Raw genomic sequence first — 17,551 nt, 5'->3', positions numbered from 1 at the left:
GAAAGCCGGGTGGACACTCGGGGTGATTCGGGTGAACCTTCGGTTGGGCGTCGGTGAACGCACGAAGGCACGCCGCCGAACGCCGCCTGGCGCCCGGGTGGGCGTGCCTTGTCACGGGCCCTGTGAGAGGGCTCTTCGTCTGAGTGGTCCGGCTCCTTACCGGATCCGGATCCTTACAGGACCTCGATTCCCTCGCGCTGGACCTGGCGGCGGACCTGAGCCGGGACTTCGGTGACGGAGTCGGAGTCCGGGTCGGAGCGCCGGAGGACGCCTCGTGTGTCCAGGAGCAGCCGCGCGTACTCGGTGAGGCGTTTGGGCCGGTAGTCGTTGTGATCGGTCAGCAGGATCGTGAGGTCGGCGTCGGCCAGTGCCTGGTCGAGGTCGGTGGAGCGCGGTATGTCCACCCCGTCCACCTGCCAGGACTCCACGTGCGCATCGTGGTAGGTCAGGGTGGCGCCTTTGGCGGCGAGCTTGCGGGCCACCGGCCGGGCGGGCGACTCGCGCTGGTCGGCGATGTCGGCCTTGTAGGTCACACCCAGCAGCAGGACCTTGGAGCGGGAGAGCGCCAGGCCGGAGTCGTTGAGCAACTCCTGGGCCCGCTGGGTCACGTACGCGGGCATCCGGCCGTTGATCTCCTGGGCCAGCTCGACGAACCGGAACGGGTAGCCGAGGGTCTTGACCTTGTAGGAGAGGTAGTTCGGGTCGATCGGGATGCAGTGGCCGCCCACTCCCGGCCCCGGGTAGAAGGCCTGGAAGCCGAACGGCTTGGTCGCCGCCGCGGAGATCGAGTCCCACAGGTCGATGCCCAACTCCTGGCAGAAGACGGCCATCTCGTTCACCAGTGCGATGTTGACGTGCCGGTAGGTGTTCTCCAGGAGCTTGGCCATCTCGGCCTCGCGGGTTCCGCTCGCTCGGACCACCGTCTTCACGAAGTTCTCGTAGAAGGCACCGGCTGCCTCTCCGCACTCCGGAGTCAGACCGCCGACGACCTTGGGCGTGTTGGCCACACCGAAGGTCGGGTTGCCCGGGTCGATCCGCTCCGGCGAGAACGCCAGGTGGAAGTCGGCTCCGGCGACCAGGCCGGACTCCTCCAGGAGCGGACGCACGACCTCCTCGGTGGTACCCGGGTAGGTGGTGGACTCCAGAATCACCAGTGTCCCAGGGGACAGGTGGGCGGCGATGGCCTTGGCCGCGGAGGTGACCGCGCCGAGGTCCGGCCCTCCCTCCGGTGACAGGGGCGTGGGCACACAGATGACGATGGTGCGCGCCTTGGTCACACACGCCGGGTCCGTGGTCGCGGTGAACCCCTGGTCCAGCATCGCGTTCACGTCTTCCGACGACAGGTCGTCGATGTGTGACGAGGCCTTGTTCAGGCCGTCGACCACGTGCGCGCTGACATCGAAGCCGGTCACCCTCAGCCCGGACGACGCGGCGGCGGCCGCCAGGGGCAGACCGACGTATCCGAGGCCGAGTACGACGAGATCACTGGCTGAGCCGGAGCTCTGCTCGGGGACAGTGGCTGGGTTGGAGGCTGCGGCATCCACTTTGTGGTCACACTCGCATTCAATAGGTGAACGGGCGTAAATGGTCGAGGACAGCCATTCAGAGTGCTGGACGTCCGAGTGTAGACAGACGTTGTCCCCTGTTACGGGTTCTGGCCTGGTTCGGACATTTTTCGAATGAGAACCCGATACGCCTGGTTGTAGCGGTATACGGCCTCGGCCCAGGTACGGTCCGCACCAACACGGCTTTGACCTGCTTGTCCGTAGGACGTCCGCTTTTGATGACTGTAGGCGAGTTTTGTGAGCACATCAGCTAGACGTGCCGATTCGCCCGCCGGAATTAACTCACCGGTCACCCCGGGTTCCACGATCTCTCGCAGAGCGGGAAGGTCACTCGCGACGACAGGGAGCCCTCCGGCCATGGCCTCCACGGGCTTCAAAGGTGTCACCAGTCGGCAGACCCGGTCGTCACGGCGGGGGACCGCGAAGACGTCCAAGGCGGCGTGGTGGTGCCGGACCCGGTCGGCGGGCACCCGGCCCGGGAAGTGGGCCGCCACGGACAGCCCCAGCCGCTCCGCCCGCTCCCGCAGTGCGGGGAGTTCCGGCCCGTCCCCGACCACCAGGGCATGGGCCGGTTCGCCGCGTTCCCGCAGGAGGGCCACGGCTTCCAAGAGCACGTCCAAACCCTCGTAACCGAAGCAGCTCGTGGTGGTGCCCGCGACGAACTCGTCCGGCCCGATGCCCAACTCCTCGCGGACCGCCGAGCCGGAGGGGAGGGGCTCCAAGAACGAGGGGTCCACGGCGTTGGGCACGACCAGCAGACGTTCCCTGGGCACCCCTCGGGCCTCGATGTCGGCGCGCATGGCCTCGCCCAGCGTCACCACCAGGTCGGCGGCGAGCATGCACTCGGTCTCGTTGGCCCGTTCAGCTCGGTAGAAGGCGTCGCCGACTCCCCGGGAGGGGTCCCGGGACAGCCAGGACTCCTCCAGGAAACCGCGTACCTCGTAGACCACGGGTAGCCCGTGGCGGCGCCCAAGTTCCAGGGCCAGCCGCGCGTTGTGGTGGTTGCTCGCCGCGTGGAGTACGTCCGGGCGCACCGCCTCCACCAGCTTCGAAGCCAACCTGAGCCCTGATTCCAGCTCGTCGGCGTGGTTGGCGGGAGCCTTCCAAGGGATGAGGCGGTGGTAGGGCACCCCGTCCACGCGCACGAGGGTGCGCGGGTCCGGTACGCCCTTGCTGAGCGGGTACCCGGCCCGGGTAACCGCGTGCACGTCCATCCCGGCCTCCCGCTGGGCGGCCGCGATGCGGTGGGTGCGCTGGGTGTAGCCGGCGTTGGTGTGCGGCAACGCGTTGGTGACCAGGTGCAGGACCCTGAGGCCTGCCCCGGGCCGCCCGGGATCGGTCGCCACGCGCCAGTGACCGGAGCCCGTCTCCGCCGGTCGCTGATCGTTCACCGTGTCGTCAGGCCGCGTTCGGGCACCGCGGGTTAACGTGATTCCGTGATGGTCAGGCGAAACGGACGGGGCCGCGGGGACGACGCGCCCCGTCGCCAGGGCCGTCCGGTGCTCCGCGGTGGTCCTGTGGGGCCCCGGCGGGATACGTTCGACCAGTTCGCGCGCGGTCTCCGCGTCTCCGGCGGCCAAGGCCGCGGCGACCAGGCGACCCGTGCGACGGGCCGACGAGCCCCGCGCGGCGGACAGCAGTACCTCGCGTGCCTCCTCGCGCCGCCCCTGGTCCCACAGGGCGTAGGCGCGGGGCAGGGCACCCGAGCGTCGGGCCACGGCACGCGCCGCGTTCCGCATCGGGCCGGGCATCAGCCGAGCCGCCAGCAACGGCAGCCGGGCGGGGTCGGAGCGCAGCTGGTGCCAGGCCAAGGAAGCAGTGAACGTCACCGCCCGTGGCCAGAGGGCACGCGGACGCGGATCACGGGGTTCGGGAGTCTGGGTGTCATGCACGGTCAGTCACACAACCATGTGGACGTGGCCGGATGGTGACACCACGGCGACACGGACGGGACGACTGGGGCAAGGAAACCCACCGCCGCGCCCATCCGCCGGAAAAGCCCGTTTCGTCACCGTCGGCGTCCGCCCACGACACACCAGCACAGCACTCATCGCATCGGAACCAGAAGGAAACAGCTGTGGCAACCAACGCCCCTCTTGGCAGCCAGGACACCGGGATCGTGCACGTGGTCGGCGCCCGCCCCAACTTCGTGAAGGCCGCCCCGGTCGTCTCCGCGCTGCGGGGCCGCGGCGCCCACCAGACGGTCCTGCACACCGGTCAGCACTATGACGACCGCATGTCCGCCGTCTTCTTCCGCGATCTCGGCCTCCCCACCCCCGACATCGACCTCGGTGTCGGTTCCGGCTCGCACGCCGCGCAGACCGCCGCGCTCATGGTCGGGCTCGAACGGGAGTTCACCCAGGCCGCACCCGGAATGGTCGTGGTCTACGGCGACGTCAACTCCACCGTGGCCGCGGCCCTGGTCGCCGCCAAGCTCGGTATCCCGGTCGCACACGTCGAGGCGGGCCTGCGCTCCTTTGACAACACCATGCCGGAGGAGATCAACCGCCGGGTCACCGACCAGCTCAGCGACCTGTGTTTCGCGACCAGCCCCGAGGCCGTCGGCCATCTAGCGGCTGAGGGCGTCTCCCCGGGCCGCGTCCACCTCGTCGGCAACCCGATGATCGACACGCTCCTGGGCAACCTCGACCGCTTCGACGCCGACGCGCTGCGCACCCGCCTCGACCTGCCGGAGAGCTACGTGGCGGCCACCCTGCACCGGCCCGCCAACGTCGACGACCCCGCCAACGTCGCGCGCCTGACCGAGCGCCTGCACGAGATCGCCGACCTCACCGACGTGGTCATGCCCGTGCACCCCCGTGGCAAGGAGGCCTTCGACCGTGCCGGGCTGGGCAACCACCCGCGCGTCCGCCTCCTCGAACCGCTTGGGTACCTCGACTTCGTCGCGCTCACCCGCGGCGCCGCCGCCGTGGTCACCGACTCCGGCGGAGTCCAGGAGGAGACCACCGTCCTCGGCGTTCCCTGCCTGACTCTGCGCCCCAACACCGAACGACCGATCACCATCACCCACGGCACCAACCAGCTGATCACCGACGCCGACCTCCTGCCGACCCTAAGCAAGGTCCTGGACGGCCGCACCGCGGAACGGATCGGCGACGTCCCGCCCCTCTGGGACGGGCGCTCCGGCGAGCGCATCGCCTCAGTCCTCACACAGTGGTCCAGGTGATTCCATGAACCCCGCACGCACCGACCCCACCCGCAGCAGTGCAGCACGCCGTAACACTGCACGCTCGAACCCCGCACACACCACGTGCGAACCCGGATACCCCTCGGGCCCCGCCGCCCGGTTGGCCCTGGGGATCCGGACCAGGCCCGGCACACGCCGAACCGCACGCCCCTTACCCCTGGGCGCCTACCAACCGAAGGACCCAGTGGTTTCCCGAACCGAGCGCAAGGTGGCAGACCGTGAAACGGCGTGATCAGAGCCAGACGGAACAGATTCGGCAGGCACTGGCCGAGCGCGAGGCCCAGCTCCAGGAGGCACAGGCGCGCCTCGCCGCGATCGAGGGCTCCACCTCACTCCAGGTGGGCCGCGCACTCACGGCCGCCGCGAAGCGCCCCGGGCGCTCCCTGGTCAAGCTCCCCCGTGACCTCTTCCGGCTCTGGCGCCGCAGCGGCAGCACCAACCACGCTGCCGGCCGCAGGGCCGAACCCGTGCGCTCGTTCGACGCGGACCGCCAGGAAGCCCGACTCCTCACCGGGCTCAGCGGCGGCCGCGAGGACCTCCTCGTCGCGGCCACCGTCGTCGGGCCCTCCGTCCGGGCCGCGATCGACCCCTATCTGCGCTCGGTACCCCTCCGGCCGCACGACGCCCAGATCGTCATGGACGGTGTGGACGTGGACCTCCTCCTGGTGTCCGCGTCGGCGGCCGCCCCGGGATCCTCTTGGGCCCACGTCGGCGACCCTGCCGCCGTCGACCGCACCCGAGCGCTGCACTGGGTTCTGGAATCGGCCGCAGCACGCGGCATCCCCACGGTTCTCCTCGACGACGCCCCCGCCCCGCCTGCCCTGCGCCAACTCGGCTTCGACCGCGTGCACAAGGGCGACGCGGGCGTGCCGCTGCACCTGTTCAACCCGGTCGCTGCCGACCTCGTCTCCGGGCCGGAGGCCGTGTTCGTCCGCACATCGCGTGACACCCCGGTCCCCGAAGTCCTGGTGAACCTGGGTGTGGGTGTGGTCGACGCCGACTCGCCGAAACTCCCGGATGCCATGCGCGCCGCCAACGTCGTGGTGGTCCCGGAATCCGGGCACGACGCCCCGCGCCTGCACCGGCGCGCCTGGGCCTGCGGCAGCCGAGTGATCCCGCTCCCCGCGGTCCCCGTTCCCGGCACCGAGGACCTGGCGGTCACCGTTCCCCGCCTGCGTGCCGCCGAGCCCGCGGCCCACGAGGTACGCGCCATGCTCCGCGGAGTGTTCCTCGAGGACGCCACCCCGGTCCGCCTCGCGGCGCTCCTAGACGGCCTCGACTTCGCGGCCGGGACGTCCGGTACCGAGTTGCCGCTGAGCGGTCGCGGTGTGGCCGTCCTCGCCGATCCCGGATCAGCCGACGAAGCCGACCACCTCGCCGAGGACCTCCTTGACTCCCGCCTGCGCCCCGCGGAACTGGTGGTGCCCGACACCGCCGCCCGGCTCCCCGGCGTCCAACGGCTGCGAGCCGAGGGCGTCACCGTGCGCACGGTCCACGCGACCGCCCCCGACACTCCGGAGGAGCTCACCCGGGACGACGGGGACCCCGCCACGGGGACGGCACCGGACCACTGGGCGGTCCTCGCCGAACGCGCCACCTCGCGTTGGGCACACCTGTGGACCGGGCCGGTCGGTCGACACCGGTTGGCCGACCTCGCCTGCGCGGCCGAGTGCTCCGACGCCGACGCCGTCGGCACCCCGGACACCGCGACGGAGGGTGGCGGCACCCTCGCCGAAGCGGGGGAGCGGGGTTTCTTCGACCGTGACACGGGTGGCCGCCAGTACGTGTTCGTCACCTCCGTCACCCCGGAGCTGGCCCGAACCCGTCTCCTGCGGCGCGGCTGGCACCCAGCGGAGTGGAACCGGCGTGGCGCCAGGCTCCTCGCCCTGGGCCCGGACCACGGGTCCGGTACCGAAGGCGACAGTGGGGACTCCACCCGCGCTGAAGCCCCGACCGGTGCTCTCGGGTGAACCCCACCGAACACGCCCCAGCACGGGCAACCCACCAGTATCCGAAGGGAAGAACGTGAGCACAGCTCCTCCGCGCGCACTCTTGTACGGCGACGTGGACCTCAACATCATCGACGGTTCGGCGGTCTGGGCGCAGTCGATGGCACAGGCCCTGGCCGCGGCCGGATGCGAGGTCACCCTGCTGCTGAAGGCGCCGGTGCGGACCGACCGGCTCACGTCGCCCCTCACCGAGACTCCGGGGATCCGGGTGGTGCGGCCCTACGAGGACCGTATGCTCGCCGACCTCGGGCCGCGCGGCCTCACACCCGAGCAGGCGGTGGAGCTGATGGGTCGGCTGCACGCCCGCAAGCCCTTCGACCTCGTGGTCGTGCGGGGCAGCCGCCTCGCCGGGCTGGCCGCCCAGGAGGAGTCCCTGTCGGGGCGCCTGTGGACCTACCTCACCGACTTCCCCCACAGCGTCGGCCAACTGACCGCCACGGCCACGGCCGAGCTCACCGAGATCGCCCTGGCCTCCCGCTTCGTCCTCTGCCAGACCGAGGAGCTGCGGGCCTTCCTGGAGTCGACGGTGCCCGCCGCGTGCGGACGCTCGGTCCTGTTCCCGCCGGTCGTGGTGGTGCCGCCCGGTGTCGAGGCGGACGGCCAGGTGCACGCCCGCACCCGGCTGGCCTACACGGGCAAGTTCGCGCCCCGCTGGAAGACCCTGGAGATGACCGAACTCCCCGAGGAGCTGCACCGCCTCGGAGTGGATTCGGAACTCGTGATGATCGGCGACAAGATCCACGCCGAACCGGCTGACTGGGCCAAGCGCATGCATAGGGCCTTGGAGAGCACACAGCACGTGGACTGGCGCGGCGGTATGGCGCGGGCCGACGCGCTCCGACAGTCGGCCGAGTGCGATTTCGGGCTGTCGTGGCGCGACCCCGCCATGGACGCCAGCCTCGAACTCTCCACCAAGGTCCTGGAGCTGGGCGCACTCGGGTTGCCCGTGGTGCTCAACCGCACCCCCATGCACGAGGCGCTGCTCGGCTCCGACTACCCGCTGTTCGCGGGGGAGGACGCCTCTTCCGTGGCGGCCGTGGTCGCTCGCGCCTACACCGACCGCGCCGTCTACGCCGAGGCCGCTGATCGCTGCCGCTCCGCCGCGGCCGACCACAGCCTGGAGCGGGCCGCCGAACGCCTGCGCGGCTACCTGCGCGAGGCGCTCCCGCCGACGCCGACCGGGACCAGCCCTGACCGCCCACTCAAGGTCGTCATCGCCGGTCACGACCTCAAGTTCTTCACGCGCCTCGCCGAATACCTGGACTCCCTGCCCGGTCTCGACGTGCGCATCGACCAGTGGGAAGGGCTGAGCACCCACGACCAGTACCGGTCACGGGAGCTCGCCTCCTGGGCCGACGTGGTCATCTGCGAGTGGTGCGGCCCCAACGCCCTCTTCTACGCCAAGTGGAAGCGCCCCGACCAGCGGCTGATCGTCCGACTGCACCGTTTCGAGCTGTACGCCGAGTGGCCGCGCCGCCTGGACATCGGCAAGGTCGACGCGATCGTGTGTGTGAGTCCGCACTACGCCGACCTCACCCGTGAGATCACCGGTTGGCCCGCCGAGAAGGTGGTCGTACTGCCCAACTGGGTGGATGACCGGCAGCTCGACCGGCCCAAGCTCGCCGGGGCCGAGTACTCGCTGGGCATGATCGGGATCGCGCCGTCGCGCAAGCGCCTCGACCGAGGACTGGACGTCCTGTCCGAGCTGCGCCGACTGGACCCCCGCTACACGCTGTCGGTCAAGAGCAAACAGCCGTGGGAGTACTGGTGGATCTGGAACCGGCCTGAGGAGCGTGCCTACTTCGAGCGCGTCTACCGCCGGATCCAGCGCGACGAGGCGCTCGCCTCGGGTGTGGTCTTCGACGGGTTCGGCCCGGACGTGGCCACCTGGCTTCGGAGGGTGGGTTTCGTGATCTCCACCAGTGACGACGAGTCCTTCCACCTCGCACCCGCGGAGTGTGCGGCCTCTGGCGGGGTCCCGGCGCTGCTGCCGTGGCCGGGTGCCGACACCATCTACGACCCGCACTGGATCCACGACAACCCCGTCGCCATGGCCGAGGCGATCCACGCCACGGTGTCCGGAGGCGGGTTCGGGCAGGAGAGCGACCGGGCGCGCGCCGAGGTCGTCGGGGCTTACAGCCTGGAGCGGGTCCGGGGCCTGTGGAGCGACCTCGTGGTCAGAGGGGAGACCCCAGCGCTGACGGGGAGTACCAGTGCCCACGCCGGAGCGGGAGGCTGACCGGTTCCGGAGGGCCGGTCGGCCGTCATACGGGGCCGGTCATCTTCGACAGGCCTCCCGCTCCGGCGGGCAGGAACAGCGCGAAGGTGGTCGGCTTGGTCTGCACCAGCTCGATCCGGGCCCCCTCAGACTCGGCGATGTGCCGGGCGAGGGCCAGTCCGAGGCCGGTGCCGCCGCCCCCGCTCACCTCGCGTTCGAAGATCCTTCCGGACATGTGCTCGGGGACTCCCTCGCCTTCGTCGCTGACCTCTACGCGGACGGACTGTCCGGTGTCGAGGCGGCGGATGGTCACCGTCCCGGCTCCGTGCTTGTAGGCGTTCTCCACCAGGGTCGCGAGGATCTGGGCGAGGTCGGTGGGGACGGTCATCGCGGTCAGTCCCGCGTCGCCCGTGACCAAGAGCCTGCGCCGTTCCCGCTGGAAGACGGGTGACCACTCGGCCTGGAGGTGGTTGAGCAGCGGGTCGAGCTCCACCGCCTCCACCTCGGGGTTCTGGCTCTTTCGGGCACGGCCGAGCAAGCTCTCCACAGTCTCCACGAGGCGCTCGGTCTGGGCGAGGGCGGCCTCGCCCTCCTCCCGGACGACGTCCGGGTTGCTCGACTCCGCGATGATCTCCTCCAACCGCATGGTGAGCGCGGTCAGCGGTGTGCGGAGCTGGTGCGAGGCGTCGGTGGCGAAGTGGCGTTCGGTGGCGATCAGCCCGGCGATACGTTCGGCGCTGCGGTCCAGCACCTCGGCGACACGGTCGGCCTCCGGGATGCCGTAGCGATGGCCCCACGGTGTCGTCACTCCGGAGCCCAGCCGTTCGGCGGTGGCGGCGAGGTCCACCAGTGGAAGAGTGAGCCTGCGGGCCTGGAACATCGACAGGCCCACGGCGACCCCGATCGCGAGCAGGGACAGCGAGGCGATTCCCAGCCACGCCCGGACCACGCTCTCCTGTACGGTCTCCGCGCTCGCCCACACCTCGACCCGCGTGCCGTTTCCCGTGGTCACCGAGGCTTTCAGCAGGCTTGGTGAGTCCGCGGTCTCGGGGTTCAACGACGGGTTCCCCGCGGTCATCGCCGTCGGTCCGTCCGCGGGCGTGATGCGGACGAACCGGTCCGGGTGTTCCTCGTCGAACTCGGCCAGGTCCAGGCCGTTGTGGAGTTCGAGCATGGTGTCGCTCTCGGAGCCGATCAGCTCGGCCTCGCCCTCCAACTGGCGGTTGCTCTCGTCGTGCACCAGCTTGTAGGTCAGCGCACCCAGAGGCAGCCCAAGCAGCATGACTGCGATGACGGTCACCACCAGGGTGGAGAAAACCATCCGCCTGCGCATGTCACCTCACGTCCGTCCGACCCCGTGGCGGTCGACCGGAAAGCGCGTCGAACCCAAGGTCGTGTCAGTCTCGTTCGAACCGGAAGCCCACACCCCGGACGGTCGTGATGTAGGACGGTTGGTTCGCGTCATCGCCCAGTTTGCGGCGTAGCCACGAAATGTGCATGTCCAGGGTCTTGGTAGAGCCCCACCAGTTGGTGTCCCACACCTCCCGCATGATCTGCTCCCTGGTGACCACTTTGCCCGCGTCGCGTACGAGCACGCGCAGCAGGTCGAACTCCTTGGTGGTCAGCTGGAGCTCCCGGTCGCCCAGCCAGGCCCGGCGCGAGTCGTTGTCGATCCGGACCCCGTGGACCACCGGGACCTCGGCCCCGCCGCGGCGCAGGAGCGCGCGGACCCTGGCCAGGAGCTCGGCGAGCCTGAAGGGTTTGGTCACGTAGTCGTCGGCACCCGCGTCGAGGCCGACGACGGTGTCGACCTCGTCGGCGCGGGCAGTGAGAATGAGGATCGGCGTTCCGTGACCCTCGGCGCGGAGCCGACGTGCCACCTCAAGGCCGTCCATTTCGGGTAGCCCGAGATCCAGGACCATGAGGTCGATGTCTCCCGCACGGGCGCGGTCGAGTGTCTCAATGCCGTTGACTGTCACGTCTACCGTGTAGCCCTCGCGTCGGAGTGCGCGCGCGAGGGGCTCGGAGATCGAGACATCGTCTTCGGCCAGCAAAACGCAGGTCATGATGCCGATCGTAGGTCCCGGGTGGCGCATTTCCCTATTATGCGCGCCGGATACACCAAGGTTGGCCGAAAATGCGCTAATCACATAACGGTCAAATGGTGCGATTGGCCATCTTCGGTCTTTTCTTTGCACGTTCTTGGTGAAACTGGGAAGGTGGGTGGTTGGGAGCCCGCGCTCCGTGGGTCCGTCTTCCTTCCCTGGATTTCAAGAGGAGTCCGCAGTGAACCCCAACCCCAGCCCCGGCGGTGAATTCGGGCTTCCTTCTCAGGGACAACAGTGGTCCCATGGACCACAGCCTCCCCAAGGGCCACAGGAGCCTAGTCCGCAGGGGCGGTACGGAACCGGCCTGGTCGCGGTGCTCTGCGTGATCGCCGTGCTGGGGGGTGCCTCGTTCCTCGGCGGAGGGCTCGCCGTGGGAGGCATGCTGACGGCCCGGATCGCGGAGGATCCGGGGCCCGAGCCCGCCGCACAGGAGCCCTCCGAAGAGCCTGCCGAAAGCCCCACTCCCGAGGGGCCGCCGAGCCCTCCGGAGGTGCCCTCCCCAGACCTCACCGAGGAGCCGACCGATCCGCCCGCTGAGGACCCGGACGAGCCGCTTTTGACGGCCGAGGAGGTCGTGACGGAGCTGCGAGGCGAGTACGACGACCTCCAAGCGGGCGCCGACATGACCGGCGAGGTGTGCGAGGAGGACGAGGACGACCCGCTCTTCGTCTGCACGGGTGCCGTGCACACCAACCTGGTGCGCGTGGTCACCTTCGAGAACTCCTTCCTGGCCGAGACCCTCGCCATGGGGATCCGGAACCAGGCGGACGAGGGGGAGGGTGACGCGGTGGACGCCCAGGACGCCTGCCACGTCGTGCTCGTCTGGTTCGAGGAAGGCGGCATGGACCAGGCGGACCGCGACACCATGGCCGGTGAAGTCGATGGGATCGTCGACTGCTGAGTCCCCGCACGGGGCCCGTACCGGACGCCCGGCACCGCCGCGTCGTTGCGAACGCGATGGGCCACCCTGAGTAATGATGGGGGTGTTGGTGGTGGTTGACGGGCTTCAAAGCCTGCGAGTCCCACCGGACCTATCCACTCTTCCCGGACCTTGGACCAGGGCGGGGCATACGAGGAGCGGCGATGGCGCGGCGCAGCGGCATGGGCGGGACACAGCCGAAGTCCGGGCGTTGGGGAGCGGGGGTGGGCGCACTGGCGACGGCCGTGGCCTTGAGCCTGTCGGGAACGGCCGCGACACCCGCCGGGGCGGCGGAGGCCGGTCCGGCGGAGACCGTGGGCGACCCGCCTGAGACCGGGCCGTCGAGCTATTCGCCCCGCCAGTACTACTCCACCTGGCGTGATGCCCGGACCTACTGGTCGCAGGAAAGCCAGCACCCCACGGGCGGCTGGCTCCGGGCCGGGAGGCATGCCTTCTTCTGCCAAGTGGAGGGTGAGCCGCACTCCGACGGCGAGGGGTACTCGACCTGGTGGGCGCTGACCGACGATGAGACCGGGAACCGGGACGTCTTCGTCAGCGCCACGGCCTTCCGGGTGGCCGAGCCTTGGCAGCCGGTCGAAGGGCTGCCGCGCTGCTGAGGCGGTCGGCGCGAGGACCGCGGAGGGGCGAGGGGTAGGCGCCGGGACGCGACGCGGGCCCGTCCGAGAACTCGGACGGGCCCGCTTTCCGTGTCCGGTCCGGCCACCCGGTTGGCCGGGCGGCCGTTCGGCGGGATCAGGCGCCGACCTCCCCGAGGCCGGGCACTGACTTGCGCTTGCGGCTCAGGTAGAGCGCGCCGCCACCGGCGCCGACGGCCACCACGGCGGCGATGATCAGACCGGTCAGGGCACCACCGGTGACCGGCAGGGCAGCGCCCTTGTCCTCGTCCTCCTCACCGGGGCGGCCGGGCTTCTGGTCGTCCGGGTCGCTCGGACCATCGGTCGGTTCGTCGGTCGGGTCCGGGGACTCCGGCGGGTCGGTGGGCGATCCGCCGCCGTTGCCGGGCGGGTCGGCGGCCTCGTCGCCGACCACGATGCGATCGGCGCCGCCCTCGGGGTAGTCCTCGGCGCTCACGACACCGCTGAGGGTGTCGGTGAGGAACTGCTCCAGGGCGCCCTGGTAGGTGGAGCCCACCACGGTGAAGTCGGCGTCGCGGAAGGGGTACATGTCCCCGCCGCCGGCGGAGAAGTCGTTGGTCGCGATCGTGATGTCATCGCCGTCCACGACCTCGCCGTCCTCGACGATCACGGTGCCGTCGTGCAGGACCGCGTGGCGCACCCGATCACCTTCGGTGAGCACCTCGCCGTCCTCGCTGACCTCTTGGGCGGTGTTGTCGGGCTCGTAGGCGAAGTTGACCCCGGCCACCTGCATGAAGCGGCCGTCGGCGGTGGGAACGGCGGAGACACCGTGCTCCAGCAGTTCCTTGACCTGTGTGCGCGGGATCTCCGGGACCACCGCGACCTGGTTGGCGAAGGCGGCGATCGAGTAGGTGTCCAGCGCGGTGACCGGGCCTGCCGGGATGACCGAGTCGTTGCGGATGCCGCCGCCGTTCTGGATACCGATCTGCGGCTCCGGAACGTCGTACTCCCCGGCGTTGCGTACACCGGTGTCCACGAGCGCGTCGGCCAGCAGACTGCCCAGGTTGGTCTCCTCGGTGCGCACACTCGGGTTGCGGCCGTCCAGGTCGACCTCGCTCTGCGCCACCTCGGTCTCGGCGAGCTCTTCCACGTAGTCGGCGACGGGCTTGGCCACCTCGGTGTCGACCTCGTGGTGCGGCTCGACGGCGTCGTCGCCGGTACCGGACACCCGGACCGGTCCGGAACGGTCGCCGATGGAGTGGAGGTCGCCGTTGTCGTCGAAGTTCATCACCAGTCGGCCGACGTACTTGTAGTCCGAACCGGCGGTGACGATCGGCACCTCGACGCCGTCGGCGTTGTCCACCCACAGCGGGTAGGACAGCTCTTCGCCGGTGTCCGGGTGCACGCTGACCTCGTCGTCGGGCACCAGCGGGTCGTCGGGGTTGGCCATCACCTCGTGGCCGCCGCCGGAGACCATGGCGTCGATGCCGTTCAGCTCCTGGGCCACCTCCTCCTCGTAGGTGATGTCCTGGAGGTGGGAGATCATGATGATCTTGTCGATGCCTTCCCCGGCCAGCCGGTCGACCTCGGCCTGGACCGGGCCGACGACCTCGTCCACCACCACGTCGCGCGGGCTCGAGATGGTGTGCAGGGGCGGGTAGAGCGCACCGACGATGCCGACTTCGTGCCCCTTCGTCTCCACGACGGAGCTCGGGGCGATGCGCTCTTCCTCCTCCAGCGCGGCCAGCTCGGGCTCGCCCGAGACGTCCACGTTGGCGGCGACCACCGTGGTCTCCTCGGGCAGCTCGCCGATGAACTCGGCGTACAGGTCGGGGCCCAAGTCGAACTCGTGGTTGCCCATCGAGATCGCGTCGTACTCCGCGTGGGAGGTGGCGATCGCGTCGTAGAAGGGCGCGCCGTCCTCCTGCGAGGCGGCGAACTCCGGCCCGGGAAGGTACATGTCGCCGGAGTTGACGGCGACCACGCCGTGTTCCTCGGCCTCGCCGTCCTCGGCCTCGTCACCGGCGTTCTCGGCGTCGCGCAGCTCGTTGAGCAGGGTCGTGTACCGCGCGGCCCCGCCGAAGTCCGGATCGGCGGGGGCGTTCAGGAGCGCGGACTCGGGGTCGTTCCCGTGCAGGAGGGTGAGAGTGAAGGCCGCGTCACCGTCGGGGGTGTCCGTGGGAGCGGAGGCGCTGGCTGCGGGTGCGAAAGGTACCACCAGCGCGCCTGTCAGGATCAGTGCGCCGGATGTGCGCACGAGTCTGGACATGTCTGCTGTGACTCCTTTGGGGGATCTGGCGGGGACGCCGCCGTGAGGCGGGTGAGATCGGAGTTCGTTCACCCTAGACGGGGTGAGGTGTTCGGGCACGGGCCCCGGGGTTACGATTTGCAGAATCTCCAGTGTGCGCGGAGGTTGCCGACTACAGAATATAACTCAGGGTGATATTTTCACGGATTCTGTTGCTCTGTGTGTTGGTTTTTGGTCGGGTTCCGGTTCCGCCCCCGTCGGCCCGGTGCCCTTAGCTCCACGCGCCCCTACCATGGACTGAAAGTCGGCTCGATTCCCTCGGAGGACGTTCGTGTTTCCCTCTGGCCAGGACCCGTACGACCCCAACTCGGGACAGGGCGGCGTTCCCTCCCAGCGAGGACTGCCCGACTTCAACGCGAGCTTCGAGGCACAGCGGCCCGACGCGCCCATGCCCAAGAAGGTCTCCACGGTCCGCACCCTGATGTTCATCGGTGGTGCCTGCGGCCTGCTGCTCTCCCTGCTCTTCATCATGGGCATGAGCGTGCCGAACGAGGCGATGACCGAGGTCCTGGACGAACAGGCCGCGGTCGCCGCCGAGCAGGACGTCGACCTGGCCCTCGACGCCGAGACCATGCGTTCGCTCATGCTCTCCATGGCGCTGGTGACCGGGCTGTACGGGATCTTCTCCACCCTCCTCGCCGCACGTCTGCCCCGCCGCACCGTGGGCGTCTACTGGGGCGCCATGGTGTTCCAAGGGCTGGCCGGCCTGCTCCTGGGATGGAACCTGTTCTCCGGTGACCTGCTCGCGATCGTCCCGCTGGGCTTCACCGTCACGATGATGGCTTTCATGTGGGACAAGGAGAGCCGAGCGCACTACGGCTTGCTCTAGGTCGACTGGGCCGGCCCCGGAGAAGCGCGCTCTGGACACCTCACGCCGGGTCCTCCCCGGAGGTGCGGCCGAAGAGGCGGCCCTCCCTCGGCGGCCGGGGCACCCGAACCGCGACCTTGGTCCACTGGCGCTCCAGGAGTCCCCGTACGCTCCCGTCCTCCTGGCCCGCCGGGCCCGTCTGCCCCTCCAAAGCGAGAACCGCGCGGAGGAGCTCCTCGGAGTCGGGCCGGTCGTTCGCATCCTTGCGCATCGCCGCCGCCACCAGCTCTCCCAAGCCGTGTGGCAGGTACTGGACGTCGGGCTCCTCGGACACCACCCGGCGGGACATCTCCTCCGGGGCGGCCGTCCCGAACGGGTCGTGCGCGGTTGAGGCGAAGGCGACCGTCGCGCCCCACAGGAACACGTCGGACCGCTGCGTCGTCGGCTGGCCACGGTACTGCTCGGGGCTGATCCACCCGGGTGTGCCCAACCTGTCGCGCTGCTGGGCGACGCGTTCGTCGGGCAGCGCCTCCGGTGAGGGGAGCCCGAGGTCCCGGTAGGCGCGGCGCATCTTCCGCAGCCGGATCCACTTGGTGGGGTCGGGGTCCTCCACCGCGTGTGCGATCCCGAAGTCCAGCAGCTTGGGCCCCTGAGCGGAGAGCACTACGTTGCCCGGTTTGAGGTCGCGGTGCACCACGCCCGCGGCATGGATCGCCCGCAGGGCCTCGGCGATACCGGCGGCGAACCCGAGGAGCATGCCGCCGCGCAGCCGCCCGAAACGCTCCACGTGGTACCGCAGAGTGGGCCCCGGCACGTACTCGGTGATCATCCACGGCCGTTCGGAGCCCACGTCGGCCCGAACGAAGCGGGCCACCGACGGGCTGTTGACCTTGGACAGCAGCCGGGCCTCGTGTGCGAACCGTTCCCGGAACCGGTGGTCGGAGGACTGCTTCGGGTGGACGACCTTCACCGCCAGGTAGCCGTGCACCCCGGGTGACTCCGCGGCGTACACGGTGCCCATACCGCCCGAACCCACCCGCCCCCGCACCCGGTGCCCGCCGATCTCGCGTGGATCTCCGGGCTCCAGCGGAGCGAGTCTGCGGACGCCGCGTGCCTTCAAGGGCACTCCAACCGGAAGAGGGGGACGGTTGAGGCGAAGTCTATCCCCGGCCCCCCTGTGCAACCGATCCTCCGCGGTTCGGGCGCCCGACTCTCGGAAGACCCGGAGAAACCGGGCATAGGGTTGGCGTGCGGACCGTACAGGCCACGTCTTTGAGGACCCCCACGTGAAGTTCGTGCTCGCCGACTGGACCACCGTCGACGTGACCCCCGCCATGCACGGAGCGGTGAGGGGGGCGACACGGCTCCCGTCGGGGGAGTTGGTTCCTGCCGCCACCGACCATGCCACCCGACGAGGCCTGACCCGCGAGTTTCTGGCGGAAGTCTCGGTCGACGGGGAACTCGTGCTCACATGGCGCGGACGGGACCTGTTCGCCGTGGTCACGGAGGAAGGGCGGGTAGGCCCTGCTCAAGCTCCGCGCGGGGAGGTGCTGAGCGGGTGGGCCACCTTCTGGATGTTCGTGGCACTGTTGGTTCCGGCCCTGGGGCTGACATTCCTGCCCCAGTTCGTGGAGATGCGCAGTCTTGCGTACATCCTTGCCTTCGCGGCGTTGCTGTTCCTGGGCTGGCTCCTGCCCGTACTCGTCTTCTCGCTCGTCGGACGATCGAAACGGGCGGCGGACGGCGGCGGCTGAGCCGATTCATGCGGGTTGTACACAGGCCGGTGGACGAGGCCCCCGAAGGTCGGTGTCC

13 protein-coding genes are annotated in these 17,551 nt (G+C 70.0%); 7 read left to right on the top strand and 6 right to left on the bottom strand.

Translation table 11 applies throughout. The annotated features are described in order from the left end of the window. Positions 1 to 173: 173 nt before the first annotated feature. The gene (locus ACYVDG_RS02155) at positions 174 to 1,544 is read right to left on the bottom strand and encodes a nucleotide sugar dehydrogenase (protein ID WP_460746340.1); all 1,371 of its coding nucleotides are present in this window, start codon (positions 1,542 to 1,544) and stop codon (positions 174 to 176) included. A 101-nt stretch (positions 1,545 to 1,645) separates the two neighbouring features. Then, the gene (locus ACYVDG_RS02150) at positions 1,646 to 3,376 is read right to left on the bottom strand and encodes a glycosyltransferase family 4 protein (protein ID WP_460746338.1); all 1,731 of its coding nucleotides are present in this window, start codon (positions 3,374 to 3,376) and stop codon (positions 1,646 to 1,648) included. 266 nt (positions 3,377 to 3,642) lie between these two features. Here ACYVDG_RS02150 and wecB point away from each other — a divergent pair, with 266 nt between their 5' ends. The 3 genes from wecB (at position 3,643) to ACYVDG_RS02135 (ending at position 9,021) form a co-directional block, all read left to right on the top strand. Next, positions 3,643 to 4,752, top strand: a complete 1,110-nt coding sequence (gene wecB / locus ACYVDG_RS02145; RefSeq protein WP_460746337.1) for a non-hydrolyzing UDP-N-acetylglucosamine 2-epimerase — start codon at positions 3,643 to 3,645, stop codon at positions 4,750 to 4,752. A 239-nt stretch (positions 4,753 to 4,991) separates the two neighbouring features. Further along, the gene (locus tag ACYVDG_RS02140) at positions 4,992 to 6,743 is read left to right on the top strand and encodes a hypothetical protein (RefSeq protein WP_460746335.1); all 1,752 of its coding nucleotides are present in this window, start codon (positions 4,992 to 4,994) and stop codon (positions 6,741 to 6,743) included. Between the two features lie 82 nt (positions 6,744 to 6,825). Next, positions 6,826 to 9,021 (top strand): glycosyltransferase, encoded by a 2,196-nt coding sequence (locus tag ACYVDG_RS02135; RefSeq protein ID WP_460746643.1) that lies wholly within the window; start codon positions 6,826 to 6,828, stop codon positions 9,019 to 9,021. A gap of 25 nt (positions 9,022 to 9,046) precedes the next feature. Here ACYVDG_RS02135 and ACYVDG_RS02130 read toward each other — a convergent pair whose 3' ends face one another. Together ACYVDG_RS02130 and ACYVDG_RS02125 are read right to left on the bottom strand one after the other, a co-directional pair. Beyond that, entirely contained in the window at positions 9,047 to 10,333 is a 1,287-nt protein-coding gene (locus ACYVDG_RS02130; RefSeq protein WP_460746331.1) for a sensor histidine kinase, read from the bottom strand. 64 nt (positions 10,334 to 10,397) lie between these two features. Beyond that, positions 10,398 to 11,066 carry a response regulator transcription factor gene (locus tag ACYVDG_RS02125; protein WP_026128827.1) on the bottom strand — a complete coding sequence of 223 codons (669 nt, stop codon included), beginning with the start codon at positions 11,064 to 11,066 and terminating at the stop codon, positions 10,398 to 10,400. Between the two features lie 364 nt (positions 11,067 to 11,430). Here ACYVDG_RS02125 and ACYVDG_RS02120 point away from each other — a divergent pair, with 364 nt between their 5' ends. Together ACYVDG_RS02120 and ACYVDG_RS02115 are read left to right on the top strand one after the other, a co-directional pair. Beyond that, positions 11,431 to 12,009 carry a hypothetical protein gene (locus ACYVDG_RS02120; RefSeq protein WP_460746327.1) on the top strand — a complete coding sequence of 193 codons (579 nt, stop codon included), beginning with the start codon at positions 11,431 to 11,433 and terminating at the stop codon, positions 12,007 to 12,009. Positions 12,010 to 12,191: 182 nt separating this feature from the next. Further along, entirely contained in the window at positions 12,192 to 12,644 is a 453-nt protein-coding gene (locus ACYVDG_RS02115; RefSeq protein ID WP_460746323.1) for a hypothetical protein, read from the top strand. A gap of 136 nt (positions 12,645 to 12,780) precedes the next feature. Here the strand turns inward: ACYVDG_RS02115 and ACYVDG_RS02110 are convergent, their stop codons facing one another. After that, positions 12,781 to 14,892 (bottom strand): bifunctional metallophosphatase/5'-nucleotidase, encoded by a 2,112-nt coding sequence (locus ACYVDG_RS02110; RefSeq protein ID WP_460746321.1) that lies wholly within the window; start codon positions 14,890 to 14,892, stop codon positions 12,781 to 12,783. A gap of 310 nt (positions 14,893 to 15,202) precedes the next feature. On the opposite strand from ACYVDG_RS02110, the gene ACYVDG_RS02105 reads away from it, so the two are divergent. Further along, a complete protein-coding gene (locus ACYVDG_RS02105; protein ID WP_460746318.1) occupies positions 15,203 to 15,760 on the top strand; it encodes a hypothetical protein in 558 nt (185 codons plus the stop codon). A 40-nt stretch (positions 15,761 to 15,800) separates the two neighbouring features. On the opposite strand, the gene ACYVDG_RS02100 is transcribed toward ACYVDG_RS02105, so the two are convergent. Beyond that, the gene (locus ACYVDG_RS02100; RefSeq protein WP_460746314.1) at positions 15,801 to 16,859 is read right to left on the bottom strand and encodes a serine/threonine-protein kinase; all 1,059 of its coding nucleotides are present in this window, start codon (positions 16,857 to 16,859) and stop codon (positions 15,801 to 15,803) included. Between the two features lie 166 nt (positions 16,860 to 17,025). Between ACYVDG_RS02100 and ACYVDG_RS02095 the strand changes: the two genes are divergently transcribed. Further along, the gene (locus tag ACYVDG_RS02095; protein WP_460746310.1) at positions 17,026 to 17,493 is read left to right on the top strand and encodes a hypothetical protein; all 468 of its coding nucleotides are present in this window, start codon (positions 17,026 to 17,028) and stop codon (positions 17,491 to 17,493) included. The last annotated feature ends 58 nt before the right edge of the window (positions 17,494 to 17,551 follow it).

It is taken from the genome of Nocardiopsis oceani (assembly GCF_054777395.1).
The sequence above is the reverse complement of the archived record's forward strand: the minus strand, read 5'-3'. Positions and strand labels throughout refer to the sequence as shown.